At 68.5% G+C, this 23,068-nt stretch carries 16 protein-coding genes; 12 read left to right on the forward strand and 4 right to left on the reverse strand.

Going from position 1 to position 23,068, the window contains the following annotated elements; translation table 11 throughout:
* Nucleotides 1-25: 25 nt before the first annotated feature.
* The gene (locus tag CXY79_RS13890; RefSeq protein ID WP_233191504.1) at nucleotides 26-1,051 is read right to left on the reverse strand and encodes a LacI family DNA-binding transcriptional regulator; all 1,026 of its coding nucleotides are present in this window, start codon (nucleotides 1,049-1,051) and stop codon (nucleotides 26-28) included.
* Nucleotides 1,052-1,299: 248 nt separating this feature from the next.
* Here CXY79_RS13890 and araB point away from each other — a divergent pair, with 248 nt between their 5' ends.
* The 4 genes from araB (at nucleotide 1,300) to CXY79_RS15785 (ending at nucleotide 6,436) form a co-directional block, all read left to right on the forward strand.
* Nucleotides 1,300-3,024, forward strand: coding sequence for a ribulokinase (araB, locus tag CXY79_RS13895; RefSeq protein ID WP_104102635.1), 1,725 nt, complete (start codon nucleotides 1,300-1,302; stop codon nucleotides 3,022-3,024).
* Nucleotides 3,021-3,731, forward strand: coding sequence for an L-ribulose-5-phosphate 4-epimerase (locus tag CXY79_RS13900; RefSeq protein WP_104102638.1), 711 nt, complete (start codon nucleotides 3,021-3,023; stop codon nucleotides 3,729-3,731). The genes araB and CXY79_RS13900 overlap by 4 nt, the downstream gene beginning before the upstream one ends.
* The gene (araA, locus tag CXY79_RS13905) at nucleotides 3,731-5,248 is read left to right on the forward strand and encodes an L-arabinose isomerase (protein ID WP_104102641.1); all 1,518 of its coding nucleotides are present in this window, start codon (nucleotides 3,731-3,733) and stop codon (nucleotides 5,246-5,248) included. Before CXY79_RS13900 ends, araA begins: the two co-directional genes overlap by 1 nt.
* Before the next feature lie 465 nt (nucleotides 5,249-5,713).
* Nucleotides 5,714-6,436: a hypothetical protein gene (locus CXY79_RS15785; protein ID WP_146068151.1), complete on the forward strand. Its 723-nt coding sequence runs from the start codon at nucleotides 5,714-5,716 to the stop codon at nucleotides 6,434-6,436.
* 526 nt (nucleotides 6,437-6,962) lie between these two features.
* Here the strand turns inward: CXY79_RS15785 and CXY79_RS13915 are convergent.
* Complete coding sequence (locus CXY79_RS13915; protein ID WP_233191505.1) at nucleotides 6,963-7,325, reverse strand: MerR family transcriptional regulator; 363 nt, start codon at nucleotides 7,323-7,325, stop codon at nucleotides 6,963-6,965.
* Nucleotides 7,326-7,561: 236 nt separating this feature from the next.
* On the opposite strand from CXY79_RS13915, the gene CXY79_RS13920 reads away from it, so the two are divergent.
* The 7 genes from CXY79_RS13920 (at nucleotide 7,562) to CXY79_RS13950 (ending at nucleotide 17,375) form a co-directional block, all read left to right on the forward strand.
* Nucleotides 7,562-9,082, forward strand: a complete 1,521-nt coding sequence (locus CXY79_RS13920) for a SulP family inorganic anion transporter (RefSeq protein ID WP_104102650.1) — start codon at nucleotides 7,562-7,564, stop codon at nucleotides 9,080-9,082.
* A gap of 215 nt (nucleotides 9,083-9,297) precedes the next feature.
* Entirely contained in the window at nucleotides 9,298-9,969 is a 672-nt protein-coding gene (locus CXY79_RS13925) for an IclR family transcriptional regulator (RefSeq protein ID WP_104102653.1), read from the forward strand.
* Nucleotides 9,970-10,014: 45 nt separating this feature from the next.
* Entirely contained in the window at nucleotides 10,015-11,703 is a 1,689-nt protein-coding gene (gene hutU / locus CXY79_RS13930) for a urocanate hydratase (protein WP_104102656.1), read from the forward strand.
* Nucleotides 11,704-11,716: 13 nt separating this feature from the next.
* Nucleotides 11,717-12,937, forward strand: a complete 1,221-nt coding sequence (locus CXY79_RS13935) for an allantoate amidohydrolase (RefSeq protein WP_198412296.1) — start codon at nucleotides 11,717-11,719, stop codon at nucleotides 12,935-12,937.
* Nucleotides 12,934-14,457 (forward strand): formimidoylglutamate deiminase, encoded by a 1,524-nt coding sequence (locus tag CXY79_RS13940; protein ID WP_233191507.1) that lies wholly within the window; start codon nucleotides 12,934-12,936, stop codon nucleotides 14,455-14,457. The genes CXY79_RS13935 and CXY79_RS13940 overlap by 4 nt, the downstream gene beginning before the upstream one ends.
* The gene (gene hutI, locus CXY79_RS13945; protein WP_104102661.1) at nucleotides 14,454-15,650 is read left to right on the forward strand and encodes an imidazolonepropionase; all 1,197 of its coding nucleotides are present in this window, start codon (nucleotides 14,454-14,456) and stop codon (nucleotides 15,648-15,650) included. Before CXY79_RS13940 ends, hutI begins: the two co-directional genes overlap by 4 nt.
* A gap of 444 nt (nucleotides 15,651-16,094) precedes the next feature.
* Nucleotides 16,095-17,375, forward strand: coding sequence for a hemolysin family protein (locus CXY79_RS13950; protein ID WP_104102664.1), 1,281 nt, complete (start codon nucleotides 16,095-16,097; stop codon nucleotides 17,373-17,375).
* Nucleotides 17,376-17,440: 65 nt separating this feature from the next.
* Here the strand turns inward: CXY79_RS13950 and CXY79_RS13955 are convergent, their stop codons facing one another.
* A complete protein-coding gene (locus CXY79_RS13955; RefSeq protein ID WP_104102667.1) occupies nucleotides 17,441-18,802 on the reverse strand; it encodes a protein kinase in 1,362 nt (453 codons plus the stop codon).
* A gap of 142 nt (nucleotides 18,803-18,944) precedes the next feature.
* Between CXY79_RS13955 and CXY79_RS16780 the strand changes: the two genes are divergently transcribed.
* Nucleotides 18,945-19,559 (forward strand): DUF4232 domain-containing protein, encoded by a 615-nt coding sequence (locus tag CXY79_RS16780; protein WP_158250305.1) that lies wholly within the window; start codon nucleotides 18,945-18,947, stop codon nucleotides 19,557-19,559.
* Nucleotides 19,560-19,778: 219 nt separating this feature from the next.
* On the opposite strand, the gene CXY79_RS13965 is transcribed toward CXY79_RS16780, so the two are convergent.
* Entirely contained in the window at nucleotides 19,779-22,997 is a 3,219-nt protein-coding gene (locus CXY79_RS13965) for an efflux RND transporter permease subunit (protein ID WP_104102673.1), read from the reverse strand.
* Between the last annotated feature and the right edge of the window lie 71 nt (nucleotides 22,998-23,068).

Below are 23,068 nucleotides of genomic sequence, written 5' to 3' on the forward strand. Positions count from 1 at the left end.
TGCATCTACCGCCCGCACGGTCAGGTCAGGGGTGCGGGGTCGCAGTGCTCCCCCGAACCATCAGCTCGGGTTGAATGACGGGGATCAGCTCCGCGGGCTCGCCGCCCATCAGGCGAAGCACCCGCTCAACCGCCAGCCGGCCGACCTCGTTGAAGTCGAGGCGGACGGTCGTGAGGCTCGGCTGGAAGTAGCGGGCCTCGCTCATGTCGTCGAAGCCGACAACGCTCACATCGCCGGGTACCTGGACGCCCCGCTCGTAAAGCGCTTTGATCACGCCGAGGGCCATCGAGTCGTTGGCCACCAGAACCGCGGTGATAGAGGAATCATCGGCGATCTCCAAGCCTGCCCGGTAGCCGGAATCGGCCGTCCAGTCGTCGGTACGAAACTCGGGATTGACCGTGCGGTGGTGCGCAGCGAGTTCGGACAGCCACCCAGCACGCCGCGCCTCCGAGGCCATCCAGCCGGGTGGGCCTCCCACGTGCCAAACGGTTTCGTGACCCAGCCCGATCAGGTGCCGGGTTGCCAGTCGCGCGCCGAGCACATCGTCCATCGACACGGCCGTCGAGCTTGCCGGTGAGCCCTGTTCGAACCGCACGATCGCAACGTCGGGGTCCAGTGCCCGCAGCACCTCGACGGCTGCCGTCATGGGGGCGAGCACGATGATCCCATCCACCGCGTCCGCGACGAGCGTGTCCAGCGCGGCACGAATGTCGGCCGAATCGACCTGGGGAATGCTCACCAGGCTCGTGGCGTAGCCGTTGCGCCGCGCCTCCTCGGCAATCCCGAAGAGGACCAGGGCTGAACCGTGCACCGGGAGGGAGTAGGAGACCACGCCCAGGTTCATGGACCGGTTCGTGGCGAGGGCGCGTGCGGCGGAATTGCGGTTGTAGCGCAACTGCGTGATGGCCCGTTCGACCCGTTCGCGCACGTCCGGACTGACATTGTTGTGTTCATTGACGACGCGAGACACAGTCTGTTGCGACACTCCGGCGAGTTTCGCCACGTCGATCATGCGCACGCTGCGGCCGCCCGGTCGAGGTTCCCTGCCCATGCGCACCCCCTCCCGAAAAGAAAATCCCCGATTCAGACATGTTAGCGCACCATGCCTGGTGTCATAAAGGCCTGAAGGGAGCGGATATCAGCCCCGTCAATGGCAGACTTGTCAACCAGACAGGGCGCCCATCATCGATTGACAGCACTTGATAGTGCGCTAACATTCACTAACGCCAACAGTTATCGACGGTGAATCTCAGACGAAGTTGACGTTCTGTATCCGCGTTCCGGCAAGGGAGTCGATTCATGAGTGAGACCGCAGCACAACCAGATGCGCAGACACCAGCCAGCCCCGAGTCCTACGTCATAGGTGTTGACTACGGCACCCTTTCCGGCCGGGCGGTCGTCGTGCGAGTCTCTGACGGCGCCGAACTCGGCTCGGCCGTGCTCGACTATCCCCACGCAGTCATGGACACCACCCTTGCTGCCACGGGCGCGACGCTGCCGCCGGAGTGGGCGTTGCAGGTTCCGCAGGACTACGTCGCCGTGCTGAAGAGCGCCGTGCCGGCCGCCATCGCCAACGCGGGCATCGACCCGGCCCGCGTCATCGGCATCGGCACCGACTTCACCGCCTGCACCATGGTTCCCGTCGTCGCCGACGGCACCCCGCTGAACGAGCTGCCGGAGTACGCCGGGCACCCGCACGCCTACGTCAAGCTATGGAGACACCACGCGGCACAGCCCCAGGCCGACCGGATCAACCAGCTCGCGGCCGAGCGCGGCGAGAGTTGGCTGCCACGCTATGGTGGCCTGATTTCCAGCGAATGGGAGTTCGCGAAGGGCCTCCAGCTGCTGGAGGAAGACCCGGAACTTTACGCCCGGATGGACCATTGGGTCGAGGCGGCAGACTGGATCGTCTGGCAGTTGACCGGCCACTATGTGCGCAACGCCTGCACCGCCGGCTACAAGGGCATCCTGCAGGACGGCGCTTACCCCGGCGAGGATTTCCTTGCCGCTCTCAATCCCGGCTTCGCGCGGTTCGCCGTCGACAAGGTGGCTCATGAGATCGGGCAGTTGGGCGCATCCGCCGGCACTCTTTCCGCGGAGGCCGCCGCCTGGACCGGACTGCCGGAGGGCATCGCCGTGGCGGTCGGCAACGTCGACGCTCACGTCACCGGCCCGGCCGCCCAGGCCGTGCTGCCGGGCCAGATGGTGGCCATCATGGGCACCTCGACCTGCCACGTGATGAACTCGGACCGGCTCGCGGAGGTTCCCGGCATGTGCGGGGTCGTCGACGGCGGCATCGTCTCCGGACTCTACGGCTACGAGGCCGGGCAGTCCGGCGTGGGCGACATCTTCGCCTGGTACGTCAACAACCAGGTCCCCGCCCGCTACTTCGCCGCGGCGGAGGCGGCGGGCCTGAGCGTGCACCAGCACCTCACCGAGCTGATCAAGGACCAGCCCGTCGGCGGGCACGGGCTGATCGCCCTCGACTGGCACAGCGGCAACCGCTCAGTGCTCGTCGACCATGAACTCTCCGGCCTCGTGCTGGGCACGACCCTCACCACCCGGCCCGAGGAGATATACCGGGCCCTGCTCGAGGCCACCGCATTCGGCGCGCGCACGATCGTCGAGACCTTCAACGCGAGCGGCGTGCCGGTGACCGAGTTCATCGTGGCCGGCGGGCTACTCAAGAATGCCTTCCTGATGCAGACCTACAGCAATATTCTGCGGATGCCGATCTCAACGATCGACAGCGAGCAGGGGCCCGCGCTCGGCTCGGCCATCCACGCGGCGGTCGCCGCCGGCGCGTACCCCGATGTGCGCGCGGCCGGCCAGGCCATGGGCAAGCTCAACAAGAACGTGTACACACCCAACGATGAGTCTGCGTCGGCCTACGACCAACTGTTCGCCGAGTACACGCTCCTGCACGACTACTTCGGTCGGGGCGCGAACGACGTCATGCACCGACTGAAGGCGCTGAAGCGCGATGCGGCCGCATCGCTCGACTCGGCGGCGGTGCCGGCATGAGCCGCTTCGGCCCCACCGTCGACGCCGCTGTCATTCGTGTCCGTGAGGACGTCGCCCGCCTACACGGCGAGCTCACCCGCTACGGGCTCGTGGTCTGGACCGGCGGCAACGTCTCCGGCCGGGTGCCCGGCGCCGACCTCTTCGTGATCAAGCCCAGCGGCGTCGACTACGCCGACCTCACGCCCGAGAACATGATCCTGTGTGACCTCGCGGGCGCCGTCATTCCCGGCTCCCCCGGTTCCGACCGGTCGCCATCGAGCGACACCGCCGCGCACGCCTACGTCTATCGCAACATGCCGGAGGTGGGCGGAGTCGTGCACACGCACTCCACTTACGCCACCGCATGGGCCGCCCGCGGGGAAGAGATCCCGTGCGTGATCACGGCGATGGCCGACGAATTCGGCGGCCCCGTGCCCGTCGGCCGGTTCGCTATCATCGGTGACGACACCATCGGCCGCGGCATCGTCGACGCCCTCACCGGCCACCGGTCCCGCGCGGTGCTGATGCAGAACCACGGCCCGTTCACGATCGGCAAGGACGCCCGCGACGCCGTCAAGGCCGCCGTGATGGTCGAGGACGTCGCCCGCACCGTGCACCTCGCCCGCCAGGGCGGAGACCTCATCCCGATCCCGCAAGCCGCGATCGACTCCCTCTTCAACCGCTATCAGAACGTCTACGGACAAGCACCGCAAGGAGCACTGCGCTAATGCCAACACTCACCACCACCCTCGATCACTACGAAGTCTGGTTCCTCACCGGAAGCCAGAACCTCTACGGCCAGGAGACCCTGCGTCAGGTCGCCGAGCAGTCCAGGACCATCGCCGACGCGCTCGGCGCAAGCAGCGACATCCCGGTGAAAATCGTCTGGAAGCCCGTGCTCACCGACTCGGACTCGATTCGCCGCGCGGCGCTCGACGCGAACTCGGATGACCGGGTGATCGGCCTGATCGCGTGGATGCACACCTTCTCACCCGCGAAGATGTGGATCTCCGGGCTCGACGCCCTGACCAAGCCGCTGCTGCACCTGCACACCCAAGCCAACGTCGAACTGCCCTGGAGCGAGATCGACTTCGACTTCATGAACCTCAACCAGGCCGCGCACGGCGACCGTGAGTTCGGCTACATCCAGACCCGTCTCGGCGTGTCCCGCAAGACTGTCGTCGGCCACGTCTCCAACCCGGCCGTGACAAACCAGATCGGCACCTGGACCCGCGCGGCCGCCGGTTGGGCCGCGTCCCGCAGCATGAAGCTCGCCCGCTTCGGCGACAACATGCGCTACGTCGCCGTCACCGAGGGCGACAAGACCGAGGCCGAACTGCGCTTCGGGGTGCAGGTGAACACCTGGCCGGTCAACGAACTCGCCGAGGCCGTGCACGCGGCGACGGATGCCGAGATCACCGCTCTGGTCGCGGAGTACGAAGACCTCTACGACGTGGCCCCCGAATTGCGCGTGGGCGGCGAACGCCACGAGTCGCTCCGATACGGTGCCGCGATCGAGATCGGACTCAAGTCCTTCCTCGAGGCCGGCGGCTTCAGCGCCTTTACCACTAGCTTCGAAGACCTCGGCGCGCTCCGCCAGCTGCCGGGCCTCGCCGTGCAGCGGCTGATGGAACAGGGCTACGGCTTCGCCGGGGAGGGCGACTGGAAGACGGCCATCCTCGTGCGCGTGGCCAACGTGATGGGCGCCGGCCTGCCCGGCGGTGCGAGCCTGATGGAGGACTACACCTATGACCTCACCCCCGGGGACGAACTGATCCTCGGTGCCCACATGCTCGAAGTAAACCCGGCGCTCTCAACCGAGAAGCCCACACTCGAAATCCACCCGCTCGGAATCGGCGACCGCGAAGACCCCGTGCGCCTGGTCTTCAACGCCGCCCCCGGCCCCGCCGTCGTGGTCGCGATGAGTGACATGCGCGAGCGGTTCCGACTCATCGCCAACGTGGTCGAGGTCGTCGAGCCCACCGAGGCACTCCCGAAGCTCCCGGTCGGCCGCGCCGTCTGGCGCCCCGCGCCCGACTTCGCCACCTCCGCCGCCGCCTGGCTCACCGCCGGCGCCGCCCACCACACGGTCATGTCGACTGCCGTCGGCATCGAGGTCTTCCAGGACTACGCCGAGATGGCTCACACCGAACTCCTCCTGATCGACCAGTCCACAACACTGCGTGACTTCGGCCGTGAGGTGCGATGGAACCAGGCATACTACCGGCTGGCGCAAGGACTGTAGCTCCGGGGCGAACACGGGACTCCCGCCTCAGCTTGGCGGAGGTTTCGCCGGTCTTACCGTTCGAGGCCGGCGGCACGGGTACGAGGGTCGTCGGTCGATTTCGACTCGTCGCCGCGGGTAGCCGGGCGGGCCTTTACGGTCAGGCCGGCAGCGCGCATCGCGCACCTCGTCGAGCGCGGTAGCCGGCATCTGCTGGCCGGCCCCGCACTTGCTCGGCGGCGCGCTCTGAGCCTGCTTCTCTTGCAGGTCCGCCACTCGTACCGCGAGCTCCGCGCCAACGCTGCGCTCATGGTACGCCATCAGGGATGGCCTGGGTTTGGGTCGGTTCAACCTTGTACCGGTCACGGAACACGTCGACTTCGGCGGCAAGGCGCACCCACTCCTGTCGGCGGGTGCTCTCGGTCGGGATGTCTCCGAACGGACCGCGGGGCGGTCTGAAAGTCGCGCGATTGCCCGATCGCCCGGGTGCTCAAGGATCAGCAGTTTCAAATTCGCGTCGTTTCGAAAATCGATCAAATGAGGCTCGGGACTTCCTTGCTCGACGGCATTGAGGCGTCGGATTTTCTACCGTTCGCGGCCGTCATCGCGGGTACGCTGGTCATCGGAATGTGTCGTCTGGTCTCCGCGCGTGGCCTGCAGCGGCATTACGGTGAGGCCGGCGGCGCGTTGCGCTTTACGCTGCTTACCTGCCGTAATCCGGTTCGCGGCGCGCATCACGTCGAGTGCGGTGTCCGGCCTATGCCGGCCGGTTTCGCGAGCGTTCGGCGGGGTGCTCTGAGCCTGCTTCTTCTGCAGGGTAGCTACGCGCGCCGCGAGTTCGGCACCAACCGCGCGCTCACGGTACGCCGCGGGAATGGCCTCGGTCTGTGCCGGGTCCATATCGTACCGGTCGCGGAACACGTCGACTGCGGCGGACGCCCGGCCACTGCTGGCGCCAGGTTGGCGGGGGCCGTTTCGATACGTCGTTCCATTCGGCGGGAGAAGACGGGGCCGACGTCGTCGGCGGTGCCGCGTTCTCGTTCGTTCCACGAGTCCCGCAGCACACTGGCTGGGTCAAGGCCGTGGGTTTCGGCGTGGGTGTGGCTGCTCGTTCAGGCAACGTCGACTGATCGAACGCTCGGACTCGCGCAGCTGAATTCTTCAGACAGCCAGAGCCGTCCGCACGAGTTCGGAGAGTTGCTTGACTGAGACCTCGCGCCGATAGAGGAAAGCTTTCAACGCTTCGCCGTAGATGACGCTGCGCACGCGGCTGGCGCTCATGGTGTCCCACCTGAGTTCAGACCAATGCGGCTAACTGTTCCCGTACCCATGAAGACAACGTGTCAGCTTCCACCTCGCGCCCGGACAGAACAATGCCTGGCCAGGTCCGCCGTGTCGAACGGGATCGTGAGTGTGCCCGGCTCCAGCGCCAGAGGGGCATCGATCTCGATCGGCGGGGCTCACTCGCCCGGCACTTCATTGAGCCGCTCGTCGTCAGAGACGCTTAGGCTCACGGACAACACGGCCTTGCCGAGTCCGCGGGCTTCAAATGTTGCAGCGGATTCGACGGCAAGGACATTCTTCGAAAAAGCTGTCGTCACCGTCAGCGATGCCGTTTTCGGTCGAGCGGCGGTCGTCAGGGCGACAGCGGGTCACACTACTCAGAGTCCCATGAATTCGCGGAAGTGAGCTGTTCTAAACCTTCAGCCACCTGAGTCCACCGCAGGGCACTAGCTCACTGCTGGCGCAGGAGAGCAAGGAATTCGTCGGCCATTGCGAGCTGATCCCGCAGCCCCTGGCGCCGCTCCTCGGCCTGTGCAATGAAGGACTCCAAGTCTGACCTCACGGCGGCAATGTCGGCGCCCTCGATGGCGCCATCCAGTGTGTCGATGGTCTTGAGGAGCGACATCATTTCTTCAAGCGAGAAGCCCAGCGGCTTCATGCGCCGGATCAGGATCAACCGGGCCAGATCTTCGTCCGTGTAGAGACGGAAGCCGCCATCAGTCCGGCCTGAGGCCCTGAGCAAACCAATTTCGTCGTAGTGGCGGATGGTTCGCAATGACAGTCCGGTGCGTTCGGCCAGTTCGCCGATATGCATAGTTGCCGTTGGCTCAGTCGGTGACATGGCGGGACCTCTCATGCGTGGACTCGAACATAACCCTAACGTTAGGGTAGAGTTGTGATCGTCGGCTGACATTGTGTGACAGCCCACCATCCATCCTCGCCGTATCGGCGGATGATTGTGCGCACCGGGCGCACCCCTTCCCCTTCCCCTTCCCCTTCCCCTTCGCCCTATTCTGGCCCGCCACCGCGAGCCCCGTCCCTGGAGGCCCCATGGCACTCGCTCAAAAATCCCCCACGCCCGACCGTTACAAAGCCGAGCCATCGGTGATGACAGCACTTCGAACTCCGCGGCTCCTCACCCGAGAAGCTCTCGCCGGCCTCGTCGTCGCGATGGCGCTGATCCCGGAAGCGATCTCGTTCTCCATCATCGCTGGCGTCGACCCACGGGTTGGACTGTTTTCGTCCTTCGTGATGGCCGTATCCATTGCGTTCCTCGGCGGCCGCCCCGCGATGATCACCGCCGCAACGGGAGCCATCGCCCTAGTGATCGCCCCGGTAGCACGCGAGTACGGCATGGATTATTTCATCGCCACGGTCATCCTGGCCGGGCTCCTGCAGGTGATCCTGGGCGTGCTGGGCGTGGCCAAGCTCATGCGTTTCATCCCGCGCAGCGTCATGGTCGGATTCGTGAACTCCTTGGCCATCCTCATCTTCATCGCACAGTTGCCGCATTTGCTCGGGGTGCCGTTCATGGTGTACCCGCTGGTGGCGATCGGGATCATCATCATGGTCGTCATGCCCCGGTTCACCAAGATTATCCCCGCCCCGTTGGTCGCCATCGTGGTGCTGACCATCGCAACCGTCACCATCGCAATCAACGTGCCCACCGTCGGCGACCAGGGCGAACTGCCCAAGAGCCTCCCCGAACTCTTCATCCCAAACGTTCCCCTCAACGCAGAGACGCTCACGATCATCGCCCCCTACGCGCTGGCCATGGCCATGGTCGGCATCCTCGAGTCCCTAATGACGGCCAAACTCGTCGACGAGGTCACCGACACCCACTCCCACAAGACCCGCGAAACCTGGGGTCAAGGCGTCTCCAACATGCTCTCCGGCTTCTTCGGCGGCATGGGCGGGTGCGCCATGATCGGCCAGACCATGATCAATGTGAAGGCCTCCGGCGCCCGAACCCGCATCTCCACGTTCCTTGCCGGCGTATTCCTGCTGATCCTGGTCGTCGCTCTCGGCGATGTCGTCGCCATCATCCCCATGGCCGCCCTGGTGGCCGTGATGATCATCGTCTCGGTGCTGACCTTCGACTGGCACAGCATCCGTCTGTCCACACTTCAGAGGATGCCAAAAAGCGAAACTACGGTCATGGTCGCCACAGTCGCCGTGGTCGTAATTACCCACAACCTCGCCATCGGCGTAGTCGTCGGGGTTCTCGTGGCAATGGTCGCCTTCGCCCGCCGGGTGGCGCACCTCGTAGACGTTGAACGCAGCTTGTCCAATGATGAGTCTGTCCCGACTGCGTACTACACCGTGACCGGCGCGCTCTTTTTCGCGTCAAGCAACGACCTCACCACCCAGTTCGAGTACGCAGAAGACCCGGACCGCATCGTCATCGACATGGCCGCCTCCCACATCTGGGACGCCTCCACCGTCGCAGCCCTCGACTCCATCACGAACAAATATGAACGTCTCGGCAAACGCGCCGTGATCGTCGGTATGAACGATGCCAGCACCAATATCCACGCCCGCCTCGCCGGCAACCTCGGCGGAGGTCACTGACCCCACCGGCTGAGCAGCATCCCTCGTCGACTCCCCGCCGCGGCGTAGACAAGTTCGCGAGAGGTGGAGGAGTCGGCGAGGACGTGGGCGGTGTTCGCGGTCATGCCCTGGACCCGGTGAATGGGAACGGGTCCCCCATCCGCCTCTTGCCATAGAGTGGCACTTGAGTTTTACTGGATGACATCAGCATCCGCACGAGAACCGGGAGAGCACCCATGGCCGAGTCGTCCACCCGAACCGTGGAACGAGCCCTCGACCTGCTCGCCGTGATCTGCGACGCCGACGGGCTCACGCTCTCGGAGAGCTCACGCGCCGTCGCCCTCGCACCGAGCACCGCCCTGCGCCTGCTGCGCACGCTCGAGACCCGCGGCTTCGTGCACAAGACCGACGACGGCGCCTACCTGCCGGGCAGCCGCATCATCCAGCTCGGCGCGCAGTCGCTCAGCAGCGAGTCGCTGGTCACCCTCTCCCGCCCGGCCATGGAGCGGCTCGTCGCCGAGACCGGCGAGTCCGTCTACCTCAGCGTCGTGGGCCACAACGCCACCGGGCTCTACATCGCCATCGTCGAGGGCACCCACTCGGTGCGGCACACGAGCTGGGTCGGCCGCACCGTGCCGCTCGAACGCTCCGCGGCCGGGCAAGTGCTCACCGGGCATACCCCGGAGACCGGCTACGTGGTCGTCGAACGCGGCGTCGAAACGGATGTCACGGCCCTGGCCGCGCCGATCCGTTCGGAGGCCAGAACAATCGCCGCCCTGAGCCTGGTCATCCCGAGCTACCGGGTGGAGACCGCGGACATCCGTCGCTACGGCCCGCTGCTGGCCCAGGCTGCCGGGCACGTGTCCGCCGGTCTCAGCCGTGCCGTCCCCAACCTCCCTACGGACTGATCGACCCCGAATCGCCCGAACCCCCGAACCCCCTAGGAGACAGTGATGTCCGAATCCCGCCCCGTGCGCGCCGCCCGCGGCACCAAGTTGACCGCGAAGAGCTGGCAGACCGAGGGCCCGCTGCGGATGCTGATGAACAATCTCGACCCCGAGGTGGCCGAGCACCCGGAGAACCTGGTGGTCTACGGCGGCACGGGCAAGGCCGCCCGCAACTGGGAGGCCTATGACGCCATCGTTCGCACGCTCACCACGCTGGAAAAGGACGAGACGCTGCTGGTGCAGTCCGGCAAGCCGGTCGGCGTGTTCCGCACGCACGAGTGGGCGCCGCGGGTGCTGATCGCCAACTCCAACCTGGTCGGCGATTGGGCGACCTGGCCGGAGTTCCGCCGCCTCGAGGCCCTCGGCCTGACGATGTACGGCCAGATGACGGCGGGTTCGTGGATCTACATCGGCACCCAGGGCATCCTGCAGGGCACATATGAGACCTTCGCCGCCGTGGCCGCGAAGATCGCCGCCCGTGAGGGCGGGCCTCACAAACACAGTGGCGGCACCCTGGCCGGCACGCTCACCCTCACCGGTGGGGCCGGCGGCATGGGCGGCGCGCAACCGCTGGCCGTGACCATGAACGGCGGCGCCGTGCTGATCGTCGACGTGGACGAGTCCCGGCTACTGCGCCGGGTCGAGCATGGCTATCTCGACGAACTGGCACCCACCCTCGACGACGCCATCGCCCGGGTACTCGCGGCGAAGAACGAGAAGCGCGCCCTCTCCGTGGGCGTGGTCGGCAACGCGGCGACCGTGTTCGCCGAGCTGCTGGAGCGGCGGGTGCCGATCGACATCGTCACCGACCAGACCAGCGCGCACGACCCGCTGGCCTACCTGCCGGAGGGTGTCACTGCGGAGGAGTGGCATGACTACGCGGCCGCGAAGCCCGAGGAGTTCACCGAGCGCGCCCGGGCATCCATGGCCAAACAGGTCACCGCGATGGTGGGCTTCCAGGATGCCGGTGCCGAGGTCTTCGACTACGGCAACTCGATCCGGGCGGAGGCGGAGCTCGGCGGCTGCGCGCGGGCGTTCGATTTTCCCGGGTTCGTGCCCGCATATATCCGCCCGCTGTTCGCCGAGGGCAAAGGCCCGTTCCGCTGGGTGGCGCTCTCGGGCGACCCGGCCGACATCGCGGCGACCGACCAGGCCATCGTGGAGCTGTTCCCCGAGGACGAGCACCTGCGCCGCTGGATCACGAAGGCGCAGAACACCGTGCACTTCGAGGGCCTGCCCGCCCGGATCTGCTGGCTCGGCTACCAGGAACGGCACCGGGCCGGCCTGAAGTTCAACGAGATGGTGGCGTCGGGCGAGCTGAGCGCGCCGATCGTGATCGGCCGCGACCACCTCGACTCCGGCTCGGTCGCCTCGCCCTACCGGGAGACCGAGGCCATGCTGGACGGGTCGGATGCGATCGCCGACTGGCCGCTGCTGAACGCGCTGCTGAACACGGCGTCGGGCGCCACCTGGGTGTCGATCCACCACGGCGGCGGCGTCGGGATCGGCCGCAGCATCCACGCCGGCCAGGTGATCGTGGCCGACGGCACCCCCCTGGCCGCCGAGAAGATCGCCCGGGTGCTCACCAACGACCCCGGCACCGGCGTGATGCGGCACGTCGACGCCGGGTATCAGCGGGCCGAGGAGGTGGCCCGGGAGCGCGGCCTGCGCGTGCCGATGTGGGAGTCGGAGTGAGTGGGGTGTGCGCATGAGCGAGCTCGCCCACGGAATGCTCGCCGGACTCGCCGAGATCGCCGACACCGGGCGGGACTCCCGCCGCGGCGGCTACTCCCGGCACCTCTGGCAGGGTGCCGACCTCGAGCTGCGGACCTGGTTCGCCCTGCGCGCCGAGCGCCTCGGGCTCAGCGTCGAGACCGACCGTAACGGCAACCTCTGGGCCTGGTGGGGAGAGCCGGGGCCGGATGCCGTGGTCACGGGCAGCCACCTGGATTCCGTTCCCGGCGGCGGCGCCTATGACGGCCCCCTCGGCGTGGTCAGTGCGCTCGAGGCCGTGGCGCGGCTGCGGGCATCCGGGTTCACGCCGTCCCGCCCCTGCGCTGTGCTCGTCTGCGCCGAGGAGGAGGGCTCCCGATTCGGGATCGCCTGCCTGGGCTCCCGGCTGCTGACCGGCGGCATCGACGCCGACCGGGCCCGCGCACTCATCGACGCCGACGGGATCACCCTGGCCCAGGCTGCCCGCCGCGCCGGGCTCGACCCTGCGCACCTCGGCGCCGACCGGGACGCCCTGGCCCGAATCGGCCTCTTCATCGAGCTGCACGTGGAGCAGGGCCGCGGCCTGGTCGACCTCGGCCGGCCCGTGGCGGTGGCGTCGTCGATCCTCGCGCACGGGCGCTGGCGCCTCACCGTGACCGGCCAGGGCAACCACGCCGGCGCCACCCCGATGGAAGACCGCCGCGACCCGCTCGTGGCCGCTGCCCGCGCGATCGTCGCCGTGCAGGATGCCGCCGGGTTCCACCCCGGCGCGCGCGCCACGGTCGGCCGTTTGGAGGTGGTGCCGGGCGGGACCAACGTGATCGCGTCATCCGTGCACGCCTGGCTCGACGCCCGCGCGCCCACCGACGCCGAGACCCGCGACCTGGTCGCCGCAATCGAGGCGGCCGTCGGCGAGGCCGCCCTGATGAACGGATGCTCCGTGGCCGTCACCGAGGAGTCCTGGACCGGAACGGTGACGTTCGACCCCGAGCTCGTGGGACGATTCCGGTCGGTGCTCGGCGGTGACGCCCTTGTTCCGGCCCTGCCGACGGGCGCCGGGCACGATGCAGGCGTGCTCGCAGCGAGCGTGCCGAGCGCCATGCTCTTCGTGCGAAATCCCACCGGCGTCTCGCACTCCCCCGAGGAATTCGCCGAGGTGGGCGACTGCGTCGCCGGGATCGACGCCCTGGAGACCCTGCTGCGGAGCCTGCTGTGAGCGCGCGCGGGGTCGAGGCTGGGGCTGGACAGTCGGGGACACCGGTGGCCACCTACTGGTGCGAGCTGGCGCTGGTCGACGGGGCTGCCCTGCCCGGCGTGCGGCTGGAGGTGGGCACGGACGGGCGCCTTCAGGCTGTCACACCGCGCTCCGAGCCGCGGCCCGGTGACGTGCGGCTCGGCACCGTGCTGCCGGGGCTGGCCAACGCGCACTCGCACGCCTTCCACCGGGCATTGCGGGGCCGCACCCACGACGCCGGCGGCGACTTCTGGCAGTGGCGGGAGGCCATGTACCAGGTGGCCGCCGGCCTCGACCCGAAGCGGTACTTCCTGCTGGCACGGGCGGTGTTCGCCGAGATGCTGGCCTCCGGTTTCACGGCAGTCGGCGAGTTCCACTATCTGCATCACCGGCCGGGCGGCTCCCGATACCCCGCCGAACACGCCATGGAACTGGCGTTGGCGGCCGCGGCACGGGAGGTGGGCATCCGTCTGGTGCTGCTCGACACGCTCTACCTCGACGGCGGGATCGGGATGCCCCTCACCCCCGCGCAGCGCGCCTTCGGCGACGGATCGGCGGCCGCCTGGCTGGCCCGGTGGCACTCGCTGCGCGCGGCGCTCGGCCGTGCTGCCACGGCCGATGACGGCGACGGCTCCCCTGCTGACAGCCAGGCCGACATCCAGGCCGGCACGGATGCCCGCGTCACCCTGGGCGCCGCGATCCATTCGGTGCGGGCGGTGTCCCCGACCGCGATCCGGGAGGCGCTCGCCGGGCTGCCCGATGCCGTTCCACTGCACATCCACCTGTCGGAGCAGCCTCAGGAGAACGCGGACTGCCGGGCCGCCTACGGCCGGACCCCAACCGAGGTGCTGGCCTGGATCGGGGCGCTCGCTCCGCGGCTGAGCGTCGTGCACGCCACGCACCTCACCGACGAGGATTTGGCGCTGATCGGGACATCCGGGGCCTCGGTTGTGATCTGCCCGACCACGGAAGCCGACCTCGGCGACGGGATCGGGCCGGCCCTGGCGTTGCAGCGGGCCGGCGCGCGGATAGCCCTCGGCTCGGACCAGAACGCCGTCATCGACCCGCTGCTCGAGATGCGCGGCCTGGAGGCCGGCGAGCGCCTGGCATCGGGCCGGCGCGGCCGGTTCACGCCCGCCGAACTGCTCGTGGCCGCTTCGGACCACGGCTATGCCGCGCTCGGACTCGGCCGGCAGCGCCTCATCCCCGGTGACCTGTGCGACCTCGTGGAGGTGGCGAGCGACAGCATCCGCACAGCCGGATCGTTGCCGGAGCAGCTGCCGCTGACCGCGACGGCCGCCGACGTGCGCCGGGTGATCGTGGGCGGACGCGTCGTCGCCGACTCCGGGGTGCTGGTGGGTGGCGCGGGCGGGCCTGGCGGGCGCCCGTCGAGCACGTTGCAACCCGAGCTGCGACCCGAGCTGCGACCCGAGATCCTGCTGCGCGACGCCCTCGCCGCGCTCGACGGCACCGCCGCGCTCGCGTCAGGAGAACGACCATGACCCCCAAACCGACCGAGCTGATCACCGGTATCCGGGAACTGACCACGCAGGCGGACGGCGCCCCGCGCCTCGCCGACGCCGCCCTCGTGATCGAGGGCGGCCGCATCGCGTGGATCGGACCGGCGTCCGCGGCACCGGCGGCCGATGTCCGCACGGATGCCGGCGGCCGGGCCGCTCTGCCCGGCTGGGTCGACAGCCACACCCACCTGGTGTTCGCGGGCGACCGGGCCGCGGAATTCGAGGCCCGGATGGGCGGGCAGCCCTACGCGGCGGGGGGAATCCTGACCACCGTGGCTGCCACTCGCGCCGCAACCGAGGCGCAGCTCACGGCCACGGCGGCCCGGCTGCGGCGAGAGGCGGAGGCGCAGGGCACCACGTTCCTCGAGAGCAAGACCGGCTACGGCCTCGACCTGGCGAGCGAGGCGCGGTCGGCTCGGGTGGCGGCATCCGTCGCCGATGTCGTCACATTCCTCGGCGCGCATATCGTGCCGCCGGGCATCGACCGGCGCGACTACCTGGACCTGGTCACCGGGCCGATGCTCGCCCTGGTGGCTCCGCACGCACAGTTCGTCGACGTGTTCTGCGAGGTCGGGGCGTTCGATGTGGCGGAGAGCCGGGAGGTGCTGCTGGCCGGCCGCGCCGCCGGCCTCGGCCTGCGCCTGCACGGCAACCAGCTGGGATTCAGCGGCGGGGTGCGCCTCGCGGTGGAGCTCGGCGCGGCGAGCGTCGACCACTGCAACCACCTCGAGCCGGCGGACCTCGACGCCCTCGCCGCCTCAGCCACCGTGGCCACCCTCCTGCCCGCCTGCGACCTCTCCACGCGGCAGCCGTTCCCGCCGGCCCGGCGGCTGCTCGACGCCGGCGCGAGCATCGCCCTGGCCACCAACTGCAATCCGGGCAGCTCCTACACGACGTCGATGGCGTTCTGCGTGGCCACCGCGGTGCTGCAAATGGGTCTGACGATCGAGGAGGCGGTGTGGGCGGCGACCCGCGGCGGAGCCCGGGCTCTCGGCCGCGACACGGGAACGGACGCGGTCGGAGCCCTGCGCGTGGGCGGGCGGGCCGACCTGCAGGTGCTTGACGCGCCATCCGTCGCTCATCTCGCCTACCGCCCAGGCGTGCCGCTGACCTGGGCGGTCTGGCGGCAGGGTGTGCGGGCCGGCCGCCGCGGCCCATCACCGCTCCCGGCCTGACCGAGGGATTCCCGCCTCGCGCCCTCACTGTCCCCTCTCCCTCGCCGTCATCCTCCAACCCACCCCGTCGCGCATGACTCCTGCACATTGCTCAATCACTCATCGGGTACCCCCGGAATTCCAAGGATGTCCGGCGCCGGTCCCGAGAAATCGCAGGAGTTATGCACGCGAGGCATCGAAGACCACCTCCCGGGCCAGGACACTCCGTCGCCGGACAGCCAGCCAGCCGACGTCCAGGCACCTCGCCGGCCGGCCAGGAGCCCACCCGCCCGTGGCCAACTCAGGAGAATGGCTGGCTTCGTCACCACGCCCCCTGCAATTCCGCGGCACCGCCACGCGATCAGCAGCCGACTCGCCGGATCTCCTGAGTTAGCCACACGCAGGAGGAGCCGACGCAGCGGCGCGGCCCGGGTGGAGTCCTCGAACGGCTTTAGAATGACCGGCATGGACGTTTATACCTGGCTCAACCTGGCGCTCGTGCTGCTGTTCGTGCTCATAGGCGGCGTGTTCGCAGCGACCGAGTTGGCGTTGGTGTCCCTGCGCGAGAGCCAGCTGCGCGCGCTGGAACGCGAAAGCACCCGTGGCAAAACGGTCGCCCACCTGGCCCGGGACCCGAACCGGTTTCTGGCGGCCGTGCAGATCGGCGTCACCGTCGCCGGGTTCCTGTCCGCCGCCTACGGTGCCTCCACGCTGGCGCCCGACCTCGCCCCACTGCTGGTGGTACTCGGGCTGTCGAAAGGCGCCGCGGACACGCTTGCCCTGGTCGGTCTGACGCTCCTCGTCGCCTACCTCTCCCTGGTGTTGGGGGAACTCGTGCCGAAGCGATTCGCGCTGCAGAAGGCCAGCAGCTTCGCGCTCGCGCTCGCGCCACCGCTCCAGGTCTTCGCGACCCTGATGCGCCCCGTGATCTGGCTGCTGTCCGTCTCGACGAACGCCGTTGTGCGGCTCCTGGGCGGAGACCCGCACGCCCGGAGCGAGCTCGTGTCTGATGAGGAGTTGCGCGACCTCGTCGACGCACACGAGGGCCTCGAGGTCGAGGAACGGCACATCCTGAGTGAAGTGCTCGACGCCACCAACCGGCTGGTCAAGGAGGTGATGCGCCATCGCGGAGACGTCGACTTCCTGGTCGGCACGCAGACGATTCCCGCCGCCCTGGAGGAGATCCGGTCGCTGCCGCACTCGCGCTACCCGGTGATCGGCCGCTCAATCGACGAGGTGCTGGGCTTCGTACACGTGCGCGATCTCCTGGACCCCGACGCCCACCCCGGCGCGACGACCGTAGCCGAGGTGGTGCGGGCCATCGTCTTCCTTCCCGGCACCAATCGCATCCTGCCGGCCATGACCCAGCTGCGCCGTGCCGGCGTGCACATCGCGATCGTCGTCGACGAATACGGCGGCACCGACGGTATCGTGACTCTCGAGGATCTCGTTGAGGAGCTCGTGGGTGAGATCCACGACGAATACGACCTGCCTGTGCCCGAGGGACACTCCGACGAGAACGGCCAGGCCCGGCTGGCGGATGGCGGCCTGAATATCGAAGACTTCACGGATGCCACAGGAGTCGAACTCGAGGACGGCCCCTATGAGACCGCGGCCGGCTTCGTGACCTACCGGCTCGGACGCATGCCCCAGGTGGGCGACACCGTCTCGGCCGGGGACTACCAGTTGCGGGTCGCCGCTCTCGACGGGCTGCGCGTCAGCGTCATCGAGGTCGGTGCCGGCTGAGCGAGGACTCCGCGTGACCACTGCGCCTGGCCACACCGCCTGACCGCTCATGGGGCCGCTTTCCTTCAGGAAAGAGCGGCGCGCCGGCTTTCCAGCCGCAGTTCGAGTTCGCTCATCACCAGAGCGGCAAGGTCGGTGAGGGTGCGGAGCTCGGGCGCGGTGATGGCGCGCGGTCGGAAGTCGATAACGCACAGGGTGCCGAGGTTGTAACCGTTCCGGGTCGTCAGGGGTACTCCGGCATAAAACTGCAGGCCGAATTCCTCGGCCACGAGTGGGTTTGCGAGCGCGCGCGGGTCGGTGCGGGCATCCTCTACCACCCAGGGTCCCTCGGACATGATGGCCGAGGCACAGAGGCCCGGATCGCGGGGGATCTCCTCGAGGTCGAGGCCGTGATGCGATTTGAACCAGATACGGTCGGTGTCGACGATACTGACGATCGCGATCGGCACATCGCACAACCGGGCGGCGAGCGCGGCAATCCGGTCGAAGGCGCCGTCGGCGGGAGTGTCGAGAATGTCGAGGCGCGCGACCTCGTGCAGCCGTGCGGGTTCGTCGCTGACGAGGTGATCCACGGCACTACGATGGCGGCCGGTTTCCGCGATAACAGCCTGGTGCAGAGCGAGCACCACCTCCGCGGTCGGCGGGCGCTGCTCCGGCTTGCGGGCCAGCATGGTCGACAGAAGGTGCCGCCACTCCGGGGCGAGTTCCTGCGGGATGGCAGGGTCGCGCTGGAGTCTGGCCAGGGCCGACGGGATCGGCTCCCCGGGGAACGCCGTCTCACCGGTGAAGCATTCCAGGAGCACGAGCCCCAACGCATAGATGTCGCTCGCCGGGCCGAGGTTCTCTCCCCGGGCCTGCTCCGGACTGAGATAGGCGGCCGTGCCCGTCGTCATCCCCTGGGTGGTCACCCGCGCGCTGTCCGGGAACAGGGCGATGCCGAAATCGGTCAGCCGCGCGCGCGCTCGGGAATCCGAGCTGTATTCCGCGAGGAGGATGTTCGCCGGTTTGATATCACGGTGGATGACGCCGCGCCCGTGGATGTAGTCGAGCCCCTCCGCCAGGTCGTAACCGATCTGGGCGATGTGCCGCGTCGACATCGGATCCCGGTCGAGTCGCTGACGCAGGTTGACGCCGTCCACGAGCTCCATCACAAGGAAGATCTGCGGGTGGTCCGCCTCGGTCCGGTCCACACCGACGTCGAACAGGGTGACAATGCTGTGGTGGTTCAGGCTTGCCAGCACGTTGATCTCGGCTTGCTGGCGCTGAATATTGGGCACGTCGGTGGCGCGAAGTTCGAAGATCTTGATCGCCACGTCCCGACCCAGACGCTCGTCGGTGGCCCGGTAGACCGAGGCCATTCCGCCGCGGCCGATCAGGTCCTTAACCCGGTAGCGTGCCTCCAGGAACTTCGGAAATTGCGTGGTCATCAGACCCCCCTTTGGAAATGAGTCTAGGTCAGCTTCGCGGGGGATGTTACACATCTTTGGCCCGCGCCCGTGTCCCTGGGCGACAACGCCCAGGCAGTGTGAAACTGGGGCTATGACGGTGATGCGGGGTCGAGGGCGGTCAATGGCAGTCGGACTGGGGTGCGCGGCGGCGTTGGTGCTGGCCGGATGCGCGGGGCCGGGTTCACCCCCGACCGGCGATGTCTCGCCGCCCGGTTCGACCCCGACGGCAGCTTCGACCCCGACCTCCCCAGCCACGCAGTCCTCGACACCCGCTCCCGCCGATTCGGCCTCCGCCGGCACCTGCGGTCCGAACCAACTGGCGCTGTCGCTGCAGTCGAGGCCTCAGGACAGCGGCATGGGCAACTTCTACTGGGACCTGCGCCTCACGAACACCGGCCCGGCGGCGTGCACGGTCGAGGGCTACCCGGTGACGACTCTGGTCGGCGCGGCCCCGAATGTGCCGGTCGGGTCCGCTTCCGACACCGAGCCGGGACGCTGGTACCCGGTGGCGGTCCTCGCGTTGGCGCCCGGGACATCCGCGTACAGCCTGCTGCACCTCGGCCAAGCCGGCGCGTACGGCTGTCCCCTCGTGCCGGTCGGCGCCCTCGACGTGACGCTGCCCGGCTGGGACACCGCGAGCCGGGTGGCCACGCCGAACCCGATCGAGGGCTGTGACGACGACAGCACCGTGCTCGTGCGCACCGGCCCGCTGGCCCCGGCCCCGGTCAGCTTCTAGAGCCGGGCCGGCTTCGGCCGCACGGTGGCCAACTCAGGAGATCCGGGGCAGGCCGCGGCATCCGTTGCCTGATTCCGGGGGCAGGGGCTGCAGCCGACACAGGTTTTCCTGAGTTAGCCGCAGCGTTGCGTGCATAACCCCGGCGAATGCGCGCCGCTCGGCCCGGCGGATGCGCGGAAACATACGGCCGTTCGCCGCGCGGCTCACACTGTGCAGAAGTCAGGCACGGGACACGTCGGAGATGGCGCCGGCGGATGCGCGCAGCTCGCGCAGCTCGCGCAGCTCGGCCCGGCGCTCCCGGCCGCCCTCGACCAGGAAGTACAGCACGGGCAGCACCACCAGGGTCAGCACGGTCGAGGAGACCAGCCCGCCGATGACAACGAGGGCCAGCGGCTGCGAGATGAAACCACCCGTTCCGGTGAGGCCGACCGCCATCGGCAGCAGCGCGAATATCGTGGCGAGCGCGGTCATCAGGATCGGGCGCAGACGACGGGACGCACCGTTGACCAGCGCCTCCCGCACCGACTGCCCGCGACGCCGGTACTGGTTGACCAGGTCGATCAGCACGATGGCGTTGGTCACGACGATGCCGATCAGCATCAGCACGCCGATCAGCGAGGGCACACCCAGCGGGATGCCGGTGATCACCTGCAGGGCGATCGCGCCGGTCGCCGCGAACGGCACCGACACCAGCAGCAGCAGTGGCTGCAGCAGCGACCGGAAGGTCGCCACCATCACGATGTAGACGATCAGGATGGCGATCAGCAGCGCGAGCCCGAGCTGCGCGAACGCCTCGGTCTGGTCGGCGGTGACCCCGCCGAGGGTCGCCGTCGCGCCCTCCGGCAAAGCGGTGTCGGCCAGGGCTGCCGTCATCTGCGCGTTGGCCGCACCCAGGTCGTCGATGCTGGGGGTGGCGGACACGGTCGCCGTGCGCAGCCCCTTCGTCGTGGTGAGGGTGGACGGACCCTCGACCTGCTCGACCGTGGCCAGGGTGTCCAGGGCAACCGGTCCGGCCAGGGTCGGGATACTCAGGGCCGCGAGCTCGGCCGTCGTCGTCGGCGGAGCCTCGGACTGCAGGTAGACCGACAGGGTCGTCTCGTCGATCACGATGGATCCGATCACGCTCGGCTGCATGGCCTGCGACACCAGTGCGCCCAGGGCGAGCTCGCTCAGGCCCACGGCACCCGCGGCATCCCGGTCGACGGTCACCGCGATGTAGGGGCGTGAGGTCGCCAGATTGCTTGAGCTCTCCTTGATCGCGTCGAGGTCCTCCACGGAGGCGAGCACCGCGTCGGTGGCCCTCTGCAGGTCGGCGTTCGTGGCCGCGGTCACATCCACGGCGATATCGGATGTCCCGCCGAACCCTCCGCCGGACGAGATCGAGAATTCTCCGCTTCCGTTCAGGGCCGTGAGCTGGTCTCGCACGACATCCTGAACCTCGTCGGGGTTGGCCTCCCCGTCGGTGGTGATCGAGTAGGTCACGGTGTTTGACGACACGCCGCCGCCGAATGCGGCCAGGGCGTTGCCGCCACCGATGGAGACCTGCACGATTTCGACGCCGTCGGTGCCGCGAAGGGACTTCTCGGCGGCCGTGGAGGCGTCGTCCTGAGCTGCGAGGCTGGTGCCCACCGGCAGTGTCTGGGTGACTTGGAAGGTGGTCTGCCCGGTCGAGCCGAGGAAGTTGATCTTCATATAGGGAACCAGGGCCACCGTGCCGCCCAGAACGAGCACCGCGACCAGGAGTGTCGCGACGGCGTGGTTCAGGGTCCAGCGGATGACCGGGAGGTAGCCGGTCTGAAGGCGGCTCGGGCGCTCCTCGGGTGGGGCGTCCGCGCTGCCGTTGTGGCGGGTGCGGCGCGAGGTGGTGGGCTCGACGCTGACGGTGGGCGAGCCTGTCGAGACCTCCGCAGTAAGGGCCAGGGGGGTTTCGACGAGCTCAACCACCGGGGCGGGCGCGACCGCCCTGGCCGGCCGCAGGAACCAGTATGCGAGCACGGGCACGATGGTCAGAGACACCAGCAGCGACGCGAGCAGGGCGATCGAGACGGTTAGCGCGAACGGCCGGAACAGTTCCCCGGTCGAGCCGCCGACGAACGCGATCGGCAGGAACACGGTGACGGTGGTGATGGTGGATGCCGTGATCGCCCCGGCCACCTCGCGCACCGCGCGCACGATGGTCGCGGCGCGGTCGGCGCCCTCGACCAGGTTGCGGGTGATGTTCTCGATCACCACGATGGAGTCGTCCACGACGCGCCCGATCGCGATGGTGAGGGCGCCGAGGGTGAGGATGTTCAGCGAATAGCCCACGCCCTGCAGGCCGATGAAGGTGATCAGCACCGAGGTCGGGATCGAGATCGCCGTGACCAGGGTCGCCCGCACCGAGAGCAGGAACACGAGGATCACGAGAACGGCGAAGATCAGTCCGAGCAGGCCCTCTTCGGTGAGCGCGTCGATCGATTCCTGGATGAACGGAGCCTGGTCGAAGACGACCGTGAAGGTCGCGCCGGGGACCGCCGCCTCCAGCTGGGGCAGGATCGCGCGCACGGCCTCGGACACGTCGACCGTGTTCGCTGCGGGCACCTTGGTGACCGCGATGGTCAGGGCCGGCTGCCCGTCGACACGGGAGATGCTCGCGACCGGGTTCTCGCCGAGGGCGACGTTGGCGACGTCGCCGATGGTGGTCAGACCCGCGCCGGGCACCGGGGCGAGGATCGGAAGCGCCGCGATGTCCTCGGCCTCGCCGAGCTTCGAGCCGGTCTGCACCGAGAGGGTGGTGTCGTCTTCGGTCAGCGAACCGGCCGGGATCAGCGACCCGTTCTGTTCCAGCGCACTGCGGATGCCCTGGCTGGTCAGGCCGCGTTCGGCCAGCTTCGCGGCATCCGGCGTGATGGCCACGCGGCGGCCAACGTCGCCGACCAGGGCTGCCTCGCGCACGCCCTGCACATCACGGATGTCGCCCAGTACGCTGCGCTTGAGGTCGTCGGCGAGGGTGTCGCGGTCGCCGCCGGACACGGCGAGGGAGAGCACCGGGAAGTCGTCGATGCTGCCGGAGAGCACCTGCGGGTCGAGGTTCTCAGGCATGGTCGACTTGATGCGGTTGATGGCCTGGCTGATGCGCGATTCGGCCTTGACCAGGTCGGTGCCGTAGGTGAACGTGGCGCTGACCAGCGACGCGTTGGTGCTGCTGGTCGTCGAGGTGGATTCGAGCCCGGGGATGCCCTGGATCGCCGTCTCGATCGGCGTCGACACGTCGTCGTTGACGACCTCGGGCGAGGCGCCCGGGTAGCTCGTCGAGACCACCAGTTGCGGCAGCTGCAGGGAAGGGATCAGCTCCTGCTTGAGGCTGGTCAGGGCGAGGCTGCCGAAAACGGCGACGACGATGGTGATCAGCGCGATCAGCGCCCGGTTCTTCATGCTCAAGACAGCGAGAAAATGCACCCGTTCAGTATCTCATTGCAGGGTGTGCAGACTTCCCTGCCCGGGGCATCCGTCGGGCCGAGGCAGGCGGA

The sequence above is a fragment of the Cryobacterium sp. M96 genome, from assembly GCF_002929845.1.
In the GTDB taxonomy this organism is placed as follows: domain Bacteria; phylum Actinomycetota; class Actinomycetes; order Actinomycetales; family Microbacteriaceae; genus Cryobacterium; species Cryobacterium sandaracinum.

Coding starts and splice junctions, on each gene's coding strand:
- CXY79_RS13955 (WP_104102667.1), bottom strand. CDS start 18,802: ATGACCACGCAATTTCCGAAGTTCCTGGAGGCACGCTACCGGGTTAAG.
- CXY79_RS13920 (WP_104102650.1), top strand. CDS start 7,562: ATGGCACTCGCTCAAAAATCCCCCACGCCCGACCGTTACAAAGCCGAG.
- CXY79_RS13900 (WP_104102638.1), top strand. CDS start 3,021: ATGAGCCGCTTCGGCCCCACCGTCGACGCCGCTGTCATTCGTGTCCGT.
- hutI (WP_104102661.1), top strand. CDS start 14,454: ATGACCCCCAAACCGACCGAGCTGATCACCGGTATCCGGGAACTGACC.
- CXY79_RS13935 (WP_198412296.1), top strand. CDS start 11,717: ATGAGCGAGCTCGCCCACGGAATGCTCGCCGGACTCGCCGAGATCGCC.
- CXY79_RS13925 (WP_104102653.1), top strand. CDS start 9,298: ATGGCCGAGTCGTCCACCCGAACCGTGGAACGAGCCCTCGACCTGCTC.
- CXY79_RS13950 (WP_104102664.1), top strand. CDS start 16,095: ATGGACGTTTATACCTGGCTCAACCTGGCGCTCGTGCTGCTGTTCGTG.
- araA (WP_104102641.1), top strand. CDS start 3,731: ATGCCAACACTCACCACCACCCTCGATCACTACGAAGTCTGGTTCCTC.
- CXY79_RS13890 (WP_233191504.1), bottom strand. CDS start 1,051: ATGGGCAGGGAACCTCGACCGGGCGGCCGCAGCGTGCGCATGATCGAC.
- hutU (WP_104102656.1), top strand. CDS start 10,015: ATGTCCGAATCCCGCCCCGTGCGCGCCGCCCGCGGCACCAAGTTGACC.
- CXY79_RS13915 (WP_233191505.1), bottom strand. CDS start 7,325: ATGCATATCGGCGAACTGGCCGAACGCACCGGACTGTCATTGCGAACC.
- araB (WP_104102635.1), top strand. CDS start 1,300: ATGAGTGAGACCGCAGCACAACCAGATGCGCAGACACCAGCCAGCCCC.
- CXY79_RS16780 (WP_158250305.1), top strand. CDS start 18,945: ATGGCAGTCGGACTGGGGTGCGCGGCGGCGTTGGTGCTGGCCGGATGC.